Source organism: Streptomyces sp. DG2A-72, from assembly GCF_030499575.1.
In the GTDB taxonomy this organism is placed as follows: Bacteria; Actinomycetota; Actinomycetes; order Streptomycetales; family Streptomycetaceae; genus Streptomyces.
The window spans coordinates 2,583,439-2,597,369 of record NZ_JASTLC010000001.1; the positions used below are offsets into that span (position 1 = coordinate 2,583,439).

General features: G+C 71.9%; 11 protein-coding genes. 4 read left to right on the plus strand and 7 right to left on the minus strand.

Going from position 1 to position 13,931, the window contains the following annotated elements; translation table 11 throughout:
- Nucleotides 1–13: 13 nt before the first annotated feature.
- The 4 genes from QQY66_RS12375 to rsmH all read right to left on the minus strand — a co-directional run bounded on the left by QQY66_RS12375 (nt 14) and on the right by rsmH (nt 5,269).
- The gene (locus QQY66_RS12375; RefSeq protein WP_301979231.1) at nt 14–1,537 is read right to left on the minus strand and encodes a UDP-N-acetylmuramoyl-L-alanyl-D-glutamate--2,6-diaminopimelate ligase; all 1,524 of its coding nucleotides are present in this window, start codon (nt 1,535–1,537) and stop codon (nt 14–16) included.
- Between the two features lie 169 nt (nt 1,538–1,706).
- Complete coding sequence (locus tag QQY66_RS12380; protein ID WP_301979233.1) at nt 1,707–3,680, minus strand: penicillin-binding protein 2; 1,974 nt, start codon at nt 3,678–3,680, stop codon at nt 1,707–1,709.
- Nucleotides 3,677–4,228 (minus strand): septum formation initiator family protein, encoded by a 552-nt coding sequence (locus QQY66_RS12385; RefSeq protein ID WP_301979235.1) that lies wholly within the window; start codon nt 4,226–4,228, stop codon nt 3,677–3,679. The genes QQY66_RS12380 and QQY66_RS12385 overlap by 4 nt, the downstream gene beginning before the upstream one ends.
- Nucleotides 4,229–4,312: 84 nt before the next feature.
- Entirely contained in the window at nt 4,313–5,269 is a 957-nt protein-coding gene (gene rsmH, locus QQY66_RS12390) for a 16S rRNA (cytosine(1402)-N(4))-methyltransferase RsmH (RefSeq protein ID WP_301979237.1), read from the minus strand.
- Between the two features lie 446 nt (nt 5,270–5,715).
- Between rsmH and QQY66_RS12395 the strand changes: the two genes are divergently transcribed.
- The 4 genes from QQY66_RS12395 (at nt 5,716) to QQY66_RS12410 (ending at nt 11,299) form a co-directional block, all read left to right on the plus strand.
- Nucleotides 5,716–6,261, plus strand: a complete 546-nt coding sequence (locus QQY66_RS12395) for a carbonic anhydrase (protein WP_301979239.1) — start codon at nt 5,716–5,718, stop codon at nt 6,259–6,261.
- A 258-nt stretch (nt 6,262–6,519) separates the two neighbouring features.
- Entirely contained in the window at nt 6,520–7,557 is a 1,038-nt protein-coding gene (locus QQY66_RS12400) for a MoxR family ATPase (protein WP_301979241.1), read from the plus strand.
- Nucleotides 7,557–8,921: a DUF58 domain-containing protein gene (locus QQY66_RS12405; RefSeq protein ID WP_301979243.1), complete on the plus strand. Its 1,365-nt coding sequence runs from the start codon at nt 7,557–7,559 to the stop codon at nt 8,919–8,921. Before QQY66_RS12400 ends, QQY66_RS12405 begins: the two co-directional genes overlap by 1 nt.
- Nucleotides 8,918–11,299 (plus strand): DUF3488 and transglutaminase-like domain-containing protein, encoded by a 2,382-nt coding sequence (locus QQY66_RS12410; protein ID WP_301979244.1) that lies wholly within the window; start codon nt 8,918–8,920, stop codon nt 11,297–11,299. The genes QQY66_RS12405 and QQY66_RS12410 overlap by 4 nt, the downstream gene beginning before the upstream one ends.
- A gap of 190 nt (nt 11,300–11,489) precedes the next feature.
- Here QQY66_RS12410 and QQY66_RS12415 read toward each other — a convergent pair whose 3' ends face one another.
- From QQY66_RS12415 to QQY66_RS12425, 3 genes are all read right to left on the minus strand, one after another.
- Nucleotides 11,490–11,888: a DUF3040 domain-containing protein gene (locus tag QQY66_RS12415; RefSeq protein ID WP_301979245.1), complete on the minus strand. Its 399-nt coding sequence runs from the start codon at nt 11,886–11,888 to the stop codon at nt 11,490–11,492.
- 277 nt (nt 11,889–12,165) lie between these two features.
- Nucleotides 12,166–12,990, minus strand: coding sequence for a methyltransferase (locus QQY66_RS12420; RefSeq protein WP_301979246.1), 825 nt, complete (start codon nt 12,988–12,990; stop codon nt 12,166–12,168).
- A 298-nt stretch (nt 12,991–13,288) separates the two neighbouring features.
- Nucleotides 13,289–13,858 (minus strand): SAV_6107 family HEPN domain-containing protein, encoded by a 570-nt coding sequence (locus QQY66_RS12425; protein WP_301979248.1) that lies wholly within the window; start codon nt 13,856–13,858, stop codon nt 13,289–13,291.
- Nucleotides 13,859–13,931 lie beyond the last annotated feature (73 nt).

Sequence of the window (13,931 nt, forward strand, 5' to 3'; positions counted from 1 at the left end):
GTCTTCTGGATTCTCATCCCTGGGTTTTCCGGATTGCTTCGCGAAGCACCTGGCGGTCGTCGAAGGGGCGGACCACCCCGGCGATGTCCTGGCCCTGCTCATGGCCCTTGCCCGCGACCAGCACGGTGTCCCCGGGCTGCGCGCGGGCGGCGGCGGCGGCGATCGCGGCGGCCCGGTCCTCGAAGACCTGGACCTCGCCCCGCTCGTGTGCTGGAACGGACGCCGCGCCCTGAAGCATGGCGGCGAGGATCGCGAGGGGGTCCTCGGAGCGGGGGTTGTCGGAGGTCAGTACGGCGGTGTCGGCGAGCCGCGCGGCGGCGGCTCCCATCGGCTCGCGCTTGGTCGTGTCGCGGTCGCCGCCGCAGCCGAGCACGACGTGCAGCTTGCCCTCGGTGACCTTGCGCAGGGCCCGGAGCACCGATTCGACGGCGTCGGTCTTGTGTGCGTAGTCCACGACCGCGAGATACGGCTGACCGGCGTCCACCCGCTCAAGCCGGCCTGGCACGCCCGGCACGGCGGCGATGCCGTCGGCGGCGGTCTGCGGGTCGAGGCCCGCGGTGGCCAGGGCGACGATCGCGGCGAGGGTGTTGGCCACATTGAAGGGGCCCGCCAGCGGGGACTTGGCGACGATCCGCTCGCCCTTGGGGCCGATGGCGGTGAACGCCGAGTCCATGGGCCCCACCTGGACGTCCTCCGCGCGCCAGTCGGCGTCGGGATGGCCCTCGGCGGAGAAGGTGACGACCGGGACGGCGGACTCCTTGGCGAGCCTGCGGCCGTACTCGTCGTCGAGGTTGACCACGCCGAGTCTGCTGCGTTTCGGCGTGAAGAGCTGTGCCTTGGCCCGGAAGTAGTCCTCCATGTCGGAGTGGAACTCCATGTGTTCCGGGCTGAGGTTGGTGAAGACGGCGATGTCGAAGACGCAGCCGTCGACGCGGCCGAGGACCAGCGCGTGGCTGGAGACCTCCATGGCGACCGCCTCGACGCCGCGTTCGCGCATGACGGCGAACAGGGCCTGGAGGTCGGTGGCTTCGGGGGTGGTGCGCTCGGACTTGATGCGCTCCTCGCCGATGCGCATCTCGACCGTGCCGATGAGCCCCGTGGACCTGACCGTCTTCAGGCCGCCCTCCACGAGGTAGGCCGTCGTGGTCTTGCCCGAGGTGCCGGTGATGCCGATCTGGAGCAGGTCCCGGCCGGGGTGGCCGTAGATCGTGGCCGCCAGCTCGCCCATCCGTCCGCGCGGGTCGTCGACGACCAGGACCGGGAGCCCGGTGGCCGCGGCGCGTTCGGCGCCGGTCGGGTCGGTCAGCACGGCGACCGCGCCGAGGCCGGCGGCCTGAGTGACGAAGTCGGCGCCGTGCAGGCGGGCGCCCGGGAGGGCGGCGTACAGGTCGCCGGGGCGGACGGCGCGCGAGTCATGGGTGATGCCCGTGACCTCGGCGGCGACTTCCGGCTGCGCGGCACCACCCAGCTGATCGGCGAGTTCCGCGAGGGGTGTGGCGGAGACCTGAACCGGCCTGGGCGGCCCCGGATATGTCACGGGTGCGCCCTTCTGAGTGGTTTGGGACTGATCAGCGTGTGGCACGGCGGTGAGCGTACCCGGCGCACCCGCTTCGGGGCGAAGTGAGGGCGCGGCTGCGCCCTGGTTCCCGGAATCGGGAGTGATCGTTGTCACGAGGGGGTTCCTGGTGGCTCGGTGCTGATCAGGGTCAGTATTCGACCGGCAGATTGGCGGGCTTGGCCCCGGTCGGCGGGACCTGGAGGGTCTTCAGCGCGAACTCCATGACCTTCTTGTAGACGGGTCCGCAGATCTGGCCGCCGAAGTAGCTGCCCGCGGTGGCGTTCTGGATGGCGCAGTAGACGGTGATACGGGGCTTGTCGGCCGGCGCGAATCCGGCGAACGACGAGGTGTAGCCGTGGTACTTGCCGGTGGCCGGATCCACGCGGTTGGCGGTGCCCGTCTTGCCCGCGACGCGGTAGCCGGGAATCCGCGCCTTGGTGCCGGTGCCGTCCCGGTCGTCCACGACGGACTCCAGCATCTGGGCGAGCGTCTTGGCCGTCTTCTCGCTGACGACTCTGGTCTTCTCGGGCTTCGCGGCGGGAGTGAAGCGGCCGTCGGCGCCGGTGGTGCCGCGGACGAGCGAGGGTTCTACGCGTACCCCGCCGTTGGCGATCGTCGAGTAGACGGATGCGGCCTGCATCGCGTTGAGGGACACGCCCTGGCCGAAAGGAATCGTGTACTGCTGCGAGGTCGACCACTGGCCGGGCGGCGCGAGGATGCCCTTGGTCTCGCCGGGGATGCCGAGCCCGCTGTAGCTGCCGAGGCCGAACTTGCGCAGATAGGAGTAGAGGATCTGGTTGGACTCGGCCTGGGTCTTGCCGAGCTGGCCGGTCGCCAGGATGGTGCCGATGTTGCTGGACTTGGCGAGCACGCCGTTCAGCGTCAGGTACCAGGTCTCGTGGTCGATGTCGTCCTTGAACAGCCGGTCGCCGCGGTGCAGCCGGTTGGGCACGATGACATGCGTCAGCGGGGTCGCGACGTTCTCTTCGAGGACGGCGGCCATCGACATGACCTTGGCGGTGGAGCCGGGCTCGTACGCGTCCTCCAGGGCCCAGTTGTGCAGGGACTCCGCGTCGGCCTGGGAGAGGTCGTTGGGGTCGAAGCCGGGCGAGTTGGCCATGGCCAGGATCTCGCCGGTCTTGGTGTCCTGCACTATCACGTAGCCGCGGTCCGCCTCGGATTCCCGCACCTGCTCGGTGATCGCGTTCTGTGCGGCCCACTGGATGTCGCGGTCGATGGTCAGCTCGACGTCGCTGCCGGGCACGGCGGGCGTCTCGGTCGATGCCACCGTGGGCACCTGGCGGCCACCGGACTGGGCGTAGCGGATCTTGCCGTCCTTGCCGGCCAGCGCGGAGTTCAGCTGCCGCTCGACACCGCCGCCCCCCTTGCCGTCGGCGTTGACCCAGCCCAGTATCCCGGCGGCCAGCTCACTGTTCGGGTAGACCCTCTTGCTGGTGGGTTCCGCGAGGACGCCCGCGAGGACGTTGACCGTGCTCTTGTCGGACTCGGCCTTGGTGGCCAGCGTGCTCTTCAGGTCCTTGATCTGCTGCCAGACCTGCGGTGTCTGCCGCCGCGCCAGCAGGGCGTAGCGGAGCTCCTTGTTCTCCGGCCTGAGCTTCTTGACCAGGCCGTCCTGGTCCACGCCGAGGATCGGCGCGAGGAGAGCGGCGGCCTGCTCGGGCCCGTCGTCGATCTTCAGCTGCTCACGGCTGAACAGCGTGGGGTCGGCCGTGATGTCGTACGCGTCCTCGCTGGTCGCGAGCGCGACGCCGTTGCGGTCGGTGATCTCGCCGCGTTCGGCGGCCAGGGTGCGGCCGACGTACCGGTTCTGCCCGGCCTTGGCGGCCAGGGTGTCGGCGTCCACGGCCTGGACCTGGAGCAGTCGTACGACGAACGCGATCAGTACGAGGGTCAGCGCGAGGCTGACCATGCGCAGCCGGGGGCGGGGGCTGCCCAGCCGGATGACGCCGGGACGGTTGGAGCGGGCGGCGGCCGGGTTCGGGCGGCGGGCCGGGCGGGCGCCGGGGCCCGGGCGCCGCTGGCCGCTGCTGCGGGGGCGGTCGGGCCGGGCCGGGCCGGGCACGCGGCGGCGCGGCGGTTCCCTGTCGGACACTTCCGTCACCTGCCGAGGGTCGGGGTCGGGGTGGGGGCCGGTGCTGCGGGCGCGGCGGGCGTCGGGAGCGCCGCGGCGTCCAGGGGCGTGGGTGTGGGCGTCGGGATCGTGGCCGGGCCTGCCGCCGGGTCGGCCGGCAGTGCCTCGGGGGCGAGGACGAGGGGGGCGAACGCGTCGCTCTCCATGCCCTCGGCGGGTGAGGGGACGCCCTTCACGGTGCCGTCGGGGTCGAGGAAGGCGGGGTCGCCGCCGGGGATCATGCCCAGCTCGCGGGCGCGGCGCTGGAGGGCGTCGGGGGCCGAATAGGCGTCGATGTCCCGCTGCAGGGCCTGTTCCTCGTCGGTGAGGCTCTGGGTCTCCTTCTGCAGGTCGTCGAGTCTGAACGCCCCTTCGCTGAGCGCCGAGTTCAGCACCAGGAGTCCGATGAGGCCGCCGCCGAGGAGGAGGACCACCAGGAGGACGAAGGGGGTACGGGCGGCCTGGTTGCGGCCACCGGCTCCTGGGATGAGGCGTGCGAGACGGGCCGCACGCCCCCTCAGTTGGGGTTTCCTACTCACTCGCCCTCCCCTGAGTCCGGTTCCCCAACCGACTCACCCACCTGCGAGTCCGGTTTCCCAACCCACTCATGCCCCTCACGCCCCTCACTCCACGTCCTCCCTGACGCGCTCGGCTCCGCGCAGTCGCGCCGGTGCCGCTCGCCGGTTCTCGGCGACCTCGTCCTCGGTGGGAAGTTCGGCACCGCGGGTGAGCAGCTTGAGCCGCGGCTGGTAGCGCTCGGGGACGACCGGCAGGCCGGGGGGCGCGGTGGTGGCGGCGCCGGCCGCGAACACCTGCTTGACCAGCCGGTCCTCCAGCGAGTGGTACGACAGCACGGCGATCCGTCCGCCCACGTCGAGCGCCTTCACGGCGGCCGGGATCGCCCGCTCCAGGACGGAGAGTTCCCCGTTGACCTCGATACGCAGGGCCTGGAAGGTGCGCTTGGCCGGGTTGCCGCCGGTGCGCTTGGCGGCCTGCGGCAGCGCGTCCCGGATCAGCTCCACGAGCCGGGCGCTGTTGCTGAACGGCTCCTTCTCGCGCTCCCGCACGACCGCGGAGACGATCCGCTTGGCCTGCTTCTCCTCGCCGTACAACCGCAGGATCCGGACGAGTTCGCCCGCCGGGTAGGTATTGAGGACCTCGGCGGCGCTGATGCCGGTCGTCTGGTCCATGCGCATGTCCAGCGGCGCGTCCTGGGCGTAGGCGAAACCGCGGCCGGCCTCGTCGAGCTGCATGGAGGAGACGCCGAGGTCGAAGAGAACGCCCTGCACGCGCGCGATGCCGAGCCGCTCCAGTACGTCCGGCAGCTCGTCGTATACGGCGTGCACCAGGGTGGCCCGCTCGCCGAAGGGGGCGAGCCGCTCGCCGGACAGGCGCAGGGCCTCCTTGTCCCGGTCGAGGGCGACGAGCCGTGCCTCGGGGAACTGCCTGAGCAGGGCTTCGCTGTGGCCGCCGAGGCCGAGCGTGCAGTCGACGACCACCGCTCCGGGGGCCTGGAGGGCGGGGGCCAACAGGTCCAGGCACCGCTGGAGCATCACCGGGACGTGTCGACTCTGGCTCAAGGGGCCCTCTCAGATCCGGCGGGCCCGTACGCACCGCCGGGTCCCCGCCCGCTCGAGAAGGGGAAGGCCTGCCGGCGCCGGAAGCGTCAGCCGACCGGGAGCGGGAGGAGGCCGAGCCGTACGTACGCGCCGCGCACGCGGGGAGATCTCCGGAAAATCACCGGGGTCTCCGGGGGGAATGCAGTCCAGCAGGGAGAGTCTCGCCTCCCGCTTCGCGTCACTTTAGTCCACGCTGTCTCGCGGTCAATCAACCGGCCTGCGCGTCGCGGCACGGGGCGCGAAGGAAGCGGCCGGGCGCGGAAAACCACTCGTCCGGGCGCTCCCCGATCACGCTTGTGGGTTACCTCACAACAAGGTTCATTGAGGTTCTTTGTCCTCTCTCACAGCGGGCCCAGAACGGACGTGACCAGTACCGTCAAACGGATGTGACCAGTACCGTCATGGGTATGACGACTTCCGCATCAGTTCCCGCTGGCCCCGAAGGCGCCATATCGGGTGGCACCGTCACCGATCGTCTCGTAGAGGCCAACGCGCGGTACGCCGCCGCATTCACCGACCCGGGTATGGACGCCCGTCCCGTTCTGCAAGTCGCCGTGGTGGCCTGTATGGACGCCCGCCTCGACCTGCACGCCGCCCTCGGCCTGGACCTGGGCGACTGCCACACCATCCGCAACGCGGGCGGCGTGGTCACCGACGACGTGATCCGCTCCCTGACCATCAGCCAGCGCGCGCTCGGCACGCGCAGCGTCGTCCTCATCCACCACACCGGCTGTGGCCTGGAGACCCTCACCGAGGAGTTCCGGCACGACCTGGAGATGGAGGTCGGCCAGCGGCCCGCCTGGGCGGTGGAGGCCTTTCGGGACGTCGACCAGGACGTACGGCAGTCGATGCAGCGGGTGCGCACCTCGCCGTTCCTGTTGCACACCGACGACATCCGGGGCTTCGTATTCGACGTGAAGACGGGCCGGCTGCGCGAGATCGACCCCGCGTAACCGGCCGCGGGGCCCGCGTAACCCGCCGCCGAAGCTGTCGTTTCGCTGTTGATTTCTGGTTCTGGGGTGCCCAAAGGGCCATAACACCGGCAAATCGCGGCCAGTTGTCCACGGGCGAGTGACACGAATCGGTAACGGCAGCAAGAATGCGGGTGTGACGTCACGCGGAACTATTCACGTGTGGTGTCCGTGTTCCAGGGGTGGGCCGGTCCGCAGCACAGAGCGACGGCCCGGACAGAACGGGCCGAGGAGGGCCGGGTGACGACCTATGACGATCGAGCGAGCCTCACTGATCTGACCGCCACTGTGGAGCGTGTCCGCAGTTCGGTGGAAGGAGTGATCGAGGGCAAGCCCGAGGTCGTACGGCTTTCGCTGACCGTACTGCTCGCCGAGGGGCATCTTCTGATCGAAGACGTTCCAGGTGTGGGCAAGACAATGCTGGCCAAGGCGTTGGCGCGGTCCATCGACTGTTCGGTGCGGCGTATCCAGTTCACGCCCGACCTGCTGCCCTCGGACATCACAGGTGTGTCCATCTGGGACCAGCAGCGCCGTGACTTCGAGTTCAAGCCCGGCGCGATCTTCGCGCAGATCGTGATCGGCGACGAGATCAACCGCGCCTCGCCGAAGACGCAGTCCGCGCTGCTGGAGTCCATGGAGGAGCGCCAGGTCACCATCGACGGGCAGACCTATGAGCTGCCGAGCCCCTTCATGGTGGTGGCCACGCAGAACCCGGTCGAGATGGAGGGCACCTACCCGCTGCCGGAGGCCCAGCGCGACCGCTTCATGGCCCGTGTCTCCATCGGCTACCCGAGCGCGGACGCCGAGCTGCAGATGCTGGACGTGCACGGCGGGGTCAACCCCCTGGACGACCTCCAGCCGGTGGCCCATGCGCACGAGATCGTGAAACTGGTCGAGGCCGTGCGCGAGGTGCACGTCGCCGAAGCGGTCCGGCGGTACGCCGTCGAGCTGGTCGCCGCCACGCGCAGCCACCCCGACCTCAGACTCGGCGCCTCCCCGCGCGCGACGCTGCACCTGCTGCGCGCGGCGAAGGCGTCGGCCGCCCTCAGCGGCCGGGAGTACGCGCTGCCGGACGACATCCAGGCCCTCGCCGTGGCCGTCCTGGCCCACCGGCTGCTGCCCACCGCCCAGGCCCAGCTGAACCGCCGTACGGCGGAGCAGGTCGTGCAGGAGATCCTGCAGCGCACCCCGGTTCCCGCGGCGCCCCAGCAGCAGCCCGGCCTCGGCCTGGCCCACGGCGCGACGGCGTACGGCCAACAGCCGCCGCGGAGGCTGTGATGACCACCGGTGGCACTCCGCACGCGACGGAGGACGACCGGGGCGAGAAGGGCGGTGTGCGCACGGCGCTGGCGGGGCTGACCACGCGGGGACGCTCCTTCCTGGCCGCCGGAGTGGCGGCGGCGATCTGCGCATACGTCCTCGGGCAGAGCGATCTGCTGCGGGTCGGCCTGCTGCTGGCCGCGCTGCCCCTGGTCTGCGCGACCGTGCTCTACCGCACCCGCTACCGGGTCGCCGGCAGCCGCCGCCTCTCCCCCGCGCGCGTGCCCGCTGGCAGCGAGGCCCGGGTCCATCTGCGGATGGACAACGTCTCGCGGCTGCCCACGGGCCTGCTGATGCTCCAGGACCGGGTGCCGTACGTCCTCGGCCCGCGCCCCCGCTTCGTCCTGGACCGGGTGGAGGCGGGCGGCCGGCGCGAGGTGTCCTACCGCATCCGCTCTGACCTGCGTGGCCGCTACCCGCTCGGGCCCCTGCAACTGCGCCTGACCGATCCGTTCGGCATGTGCGAACTGACCCGGTCCTTCTCGACGTACGACACCCTGACCGTCATCCCGCGCGTGGAACCGCTGCCGCCGGTGCGGCTCACCGGCGAGGCGAAGGGGTACGGCGACGGGCGGCAGCGCTCGCTGGCGCTGGCCGGCGAGGACGACGTGATCCCGCGCGGGTATCGCTACGGCGACGATCTGCGCAGGGTGCACTGGCGCCTGACCGCGCGCTATGGCGAGTTGATGGTGCGCCGCGAGGAGCAGCCGCAGCGCTCCCGGTGCACGGTGCTGCTCGACACCCGGGGCCTCGCCTATCAGGGCGCGGGCCCCGACTCGGCCTTCGAGTGGGCGGTGTCCGGTGCCGCGTCCGTGCTGGTGCACATGCTCGAACGGGGCTTCTCGGTGCGGCTGTTGACGGACACCGGCACCTCGGTACCCGGCGAGGGCGCCGAGGGGTTCGCGGGCGCGAGCCAGGAGTCGGCGGACGCGGCCGGACTGATGATGGACACCCTCGCGGTGGTCGACCACTCCGACGGCGCGGGCCTGTCGCGCGCGTACGACGTGCTGCGCGGCGGCAACGAAGGGCTGCTGGTGGCCTTCCTCGGCGATCTCGACGAGGAGCATGCCGCGGTGGCCGCGAAGATGCGCCAGCGCAGCGGAGGTGCGGTCGCCTTCCTGCTGGACAGTGACACATGGGTGCGGGAACCGACCGATGTCCCCGGGCCGTTGGACGGTAGCGAGGAGCGGCTGCGGATGCTGCGTGAGGCCGGCTGGACGGCCGTGAGCGTGCCGCGGGGCGCTTCGCTGAACGAGCTGTGGCGTCGGGCGGACCGCGAGCGCACCGGTTTGGCCGCGGCCGGCGGGGAGGGGCGGTCATGAGCGGACGGGCACGACTGGCGCTGTGCGCCTGGGCGGCCACGCTGATGTCGGCGTGCGCCCTGCTCCCGCTGGTCGACCCGGCGACCTGGCTGCTGCAGGCGGCCTTCCTGCTGGCGATCCAGACGGGCGTGGGCGCGGCGACCCGGCGGGTACCACTGGCCCGGCCGCTGACCGTGGCCGTGCAGGTGCTCGTCACGCTGATGCTGCTGACCCTCGCCTTCGTCCGTGAGCAGGCCCTCGTCGGCCTGATCCCCGGGCCGGACGCCTTCCAGCAGTTCGGCGTGCTGCTCCAGCAGGGTGCGGACGACATCAACCGCTACTCGATCCCGGCACCGCTGAACCCCGGCATCCGGCTGATGCTGGTCGGCGGTGTCCTGATCATCGGGCTGGCGGTGGACGTCCTCGCGGTGACGTTCCGCGCCGCGGCCCCGGCGGGACTGCCGCTGCTCGCGCTGTACTCGGTCGCGGCGGGGCTGTCCGACGGCGCCGACTGGCTGTGGTTCGTGGTCGCCGCCGCGGGCTACCTGACGCTGCTCCTCGCCGAGGGACGTGACCGGCTCTCGCAGTGGGGCCGGGTCTTCGGCGGGGCCCCGCGCACCCCTGGGGTGGAGTCCGGGGGCGCGGTGGCGCCGGTCCGCACCGGCAGACGTATCGGCGTGGTCGCGCTCGGCCTCGCCCTGGTGGTTCCGTTGGCCCTGCCCGCGATGAACGGCGGCCTGCTGGACGGCGCCGGGACGGGCGTCGGCTCCGGCAACGGAGGCGGCGGCACGATCTCCGCGGTCAACCCGCTGGTCTCCCTGCGCGACAGTCTGAACGTGGACGAGGACCGCCAGGTCCTGTCCCTGCGTACCGTCCCGGAAGACGCCTCGGACCTGTATCTGCGGATCGTGTCCCTGGACGACTTCGACGGCACGACGTGGAAGCCGTCCCGGCGCAACATCGGCGCCGTGCCCGACGAGTTCCCGACACCGATCGGCCTCGGGGCCGACGTCCGGCGCTCGGTGGTCCAGACCCGCATCACCGCGGCCGACTGGTACGCCCAGGACTGGCTGCCGATGCCGTACCCGCCGAGCGGCGTCGACATCGAGGGCAGCTGGCGGTACGAACCCGTGGGCATGACCCTGGTCGGCGACCACGGCCAGAACACCCGCGGCCAGACGTACGAGGTGACGAGCCTCGACGTACAGCCGACGGCGGACCAGCTGGCCTCGGCCCCGGAGCCACCGCCGACCCTGAGGCGCGAGTACACCCAGCTGCCCGAGTCGCTGCCGGCGGTGGTGTCCGAGACCGCCCGCGAGGTCACCGAGGGCTCGGAGAACCACTACCAGCAAGCGGTCAAGCTGCAGGAGTACTTCTCGCTGACCGGCGGCTTCCAGTACGACACCCAGGTCCAGGTCGGCAGCGGCTCCGCGGCGATCGCCCGCTTCCTCAAGGACAAGCAGGGCTTCTGCGTCCACTTCTCCTTCGCGATGGCGGCGATGGCTCGCACCCTGGGCATACCCGCCCGGGTGGCGGTGGGCTTCGCGCCCGGTTCACAGCAGGCGGACGGTTCGGTGTCGGTGTCTTTGAGGGACGCGCACGCCTGGCCCGAGCTGTACTTCGAGGGCGTGGGCTGGACCCGCTTCGAGCCGACGCCCACGCGGGGTACGACACCGGAGTACACGCAGCCGGACACCCCCGGCAGCACGCTTCCGGACGTGACGCAGCCGACCCAGTCCGCGAGCGCCGCGCCGTCCGCGTCGCCGTCGGCGAGCGAGTCCTGCACGCCGGAGCAGAAGAAGCTGGAGGCCTGCCCGAGCGAGTCCCAGGCGGCCGCACTGACCAGTGGCGACGACGGCCCGAGATGGTACGTCGTCCTGGCCTGGATCCTCGGCGGACTCGCGGCGGTGGCGATCCCGCTGGCGCCGATGCTGTGGCGGCTGCGCATCCGGGCCGTACGGCTGGGGGCGCACGGCCGCAGCGAGGCCGGCACGGCGCTGCACACCCTGTCGGTCTGGCAGGAACTGACGGACACCGCCTGGGACTTCGGCATCGCGCCGGAGGAGTCGCAGACTCCGCGCAAGGCGGCGGCCCGTATCGTCCGGCTCGGTCAGCTCGATCCGACAGCCGCTGCCTCGGTGCACCGGGTGGCGGACGCGGTGGAGCAGGTGCTCTACGCCCCGCACCCGCGCCCGACGGCGGGCCTCGCGGACGATGTCCGCCGGGTGATCGGCACCCTGCGGAGCACTGTCGACCGCGGCACCAAGCTGCGCGCGCTGTTCGTTCCGCGGTCGGCCGTACGGGTGGTGTGGGCGGCGTCGGCCTGGTGGTCCGGCCTCACGGCACGCGCGGCGGCCGCACGACCGACCCTGCGCAAGCCGTCGGGGCAGCAGAGCTGAGAGCAGGGCCGCGCTTGGTCGCGGAACCTGGCTGAATCCACTCCCTCGGGCCCCGCCCTCCGAAGCCTCAGCGCCTCGGAAGGCGGGGCCCGCCGCGTCCCGGACCGCGGCCGGAGGGCATGCGTGAGGGGGTGACCACCCGATGGTGGTCACCCCCTCACGCCATGCTCAAATGAGTCCGGGCGTGGAGCTAGTGGCCGCCGCCCTGTTCATCCCGGCGGCGCTGCCAACGCTGTTCGATACGGTCCATCATGGAGCGCCGCTGCCGTCCCTGACGGCCCGCGGGCTGGGCACCCGCGGCGGGCTGCTCGCCCGGCTTGGGAGCCTTGCGCCAGCCGGTCACGGCGAGTACCGCACAGCCCAGCATGACGAGAAAGCCCACCACGCTGAGCCAGACCTGCTTGGCGACCATTCCCGCCATGAGGAGCGCGATACCTACGAGGAAGCCCGCGACCGCCTGGTAGACCCGTCGCCGGGTGTACGTGCGCAGCCCGCTTCCCTCAAGCGCTGTCGCGAACTTCGGATCTTCGGCGTACAGCGCTCGCTCCATCTGCTCGAGCATTCGCTGCTCGTGCTCCGAGAGCGGCACGGAGTCCTCCTCATCGTGCAGTCGCCGGGGCGACCCGGGGGGTCCCTTCAGGATAGGCAGGGAATCGCCCCCGTGAAACCCGCCCCTCTACGCCAATTGGCCAACCGGAATCCGCCATGGACGTCCCGGCCCACTGAGGCTTCCATTCCCCAGCAGCCGACCCGTCATGCCGGGCGGTCTCCCTCGATCATACGGCGCAGAGCGCCCGATCGGGGGGCCTGTGGCGTACTCCATGTGCAGCCAAGTCCCTGATCAGCGCCTCACCACGGGAGATGACTCAGGCCTCGAGCGCACCCCGGGTCTCACCGAGCACATGAAGCTGCGTGGCCACGGAGTGGAACGCCGCGAGCTCGGCGGCGGCGGCCTCCAGCCTGAGCAGCGCGTCCAGGGCACCGGGCTCGGTGTCCACGAGCGCGCCGGGGACGAGGTCGGCGAAGACGCGTACGCCGTGCACGGCGCCCACGCTCAGGCCCGCGGCCTCGACCAGATCGGTGAGCTGGTGTGCGGTGAAGCGACGCGGCATGGGGTCGCCGGCGCCCCAGCGGCCGTCGGGGTCGTCGAGGGCCTGCTGGGCTTCCTTGAAGTGCCCGGCGAGCGCCCGCGCGAGCACGGCGCCGCCGAGGCCGGCGGCGAGCAGGCTCAGTACACCGTCGGGGCGCAGGGCGGCCACGGCGTTGCGGACGCCCTCGGCCGGGTCGTCCACGTACTCCAGGACTCCGTGGCACAGCACGACGTCGTAGCCGCCTCGCCCGACCACGTCGAAGAGGCCGTGGACGTCGCCCTGCACGCCCTGCACACGGTCGGCGACACCGGCCTCGGCGGCGCGGCGCTCCAAGGCGAACAGGGCGTTCGGGCTGGGGTCGACGACGGTGACACGGTGGCCGAGGCGGGCCACGGGCACCGCGAAGTTGCCGCTGCCGCCGCCGGTGTCGAGGACGTCCAGCACCTGACGGCCCGTGGCCTTCACCCGGCGGTCGAGGGCGTCCTGGAGGACCTCCCAGACCACGGCGGTACGGAGCGAGCCACGGGGGCGAGTGGGGTCGGAGCGCAGCGGCGTCGATTCGGGGCGGTGGGAGACGGGCGGGCGCATCGGGTCCGACACGGCAGTTGACTCCTCGGCGCGGCACCGCCTCTCGCGGCGGAGCGAACGGGCTGCCTCCCCGGCCCCGGCAACGGGAGAAGGAAGGCGTCAGGCGCCCTCCACCCTATTGCCTCCGGCACCGCACCTGGTCACTGCGGTGCACGGCATTGCGTCGCGCTGAGCGCCCGGCTCCGGGCTCCGGGCTCCGGGCTCCGGGCTCCGGGCTCCGGGGCACGCCATGCCGTTACGCGCCCGTTCTGTGGCGTGCCCGGGCAGAGAATCCCGCTCTGCTCTGCCCCGCCCGGACAGGAACCCCCTGTCAGCCCGCGTCCGGCATCTCCCGTGGCTCGGCCCGTACTTCCTCCTCCGACTGGTCTCCGTCCTGGCGTGGCTGTGGGAGGACCGGCTGGAGGACCAGCATCCGCTCGACCAGGCGGAGGAACATCGCCACGTCGCGTATCAGGTCGTCGGCGTCGCGGCGGGTGGCCGCGCCCTGGATGCCGGCCTCGGCCCGGGCACGGCGCCGGGCCCCGGAGGCGAACAGGGCGCTCCATTCGGTGAGCTCTGGCGCGATTTCGGGGAGCACTTCCCATGCGCTCCTGATGCGGGCCCGGCGTCGCGAAGTGGGTTCCGGGCGCCCGCGGGCGGCGAGCACGGCGGCGGCGGTGCGCAGAGCCGCGAGGTGCGCCGTCGCATAGCGCTCGTTCGGCGTTTCCAGAACGGCGGCCTCGTCCAGTCCGGCACGGGCCTGGGCGAGCAGGTCGAGGGCGGCGGGCGGGGCCGTGGCCCGGCGCAGTACCGGGTGCACGTCGCTCGCCGGGCCGGTCAGTGAGGGGGCAGGGCCGGTGGCGCGGCGCCGGCGGGCGGCTGCTGCGTGATAGCTGGCCATGACGAACCTCCTGTCGTCTGTGGTCGGCACGCTATGAGGTGCCGTATGTGCCCATCGTGAGGTATGGCACTGA

Coding starts and splice junctions, on each gene's coding strand:
- QQY66_RS12405 (WP_301979243.1), top strand. CDS start 7,557: ATGACCACCGGTGGCACTCCGCACGCGACGGAGGACGACCGGGGCGAG.
- QQY66_RS12395 (WP_301979239.1), top strand. CDS start 5,716: ATGACGACTTCCGCATCAGTTCCCGCTGGCCCCGAAGGCGCCATATCG.
- QQY66_RS12425 (WP_301979248.1), bottom strand. CDS start 13,858: ATGGCCAGCTATCACGCAGCAGCCGCCCGCCGGCGCCGCGCCACCGGC.
- QQY66_RS12410 (WP_301979244.1), top strand. CDS start 8,918: ATGAGCGGACGGGCACGACTGGCGCTGTGCGCCTGGGCGGCCACGCTG.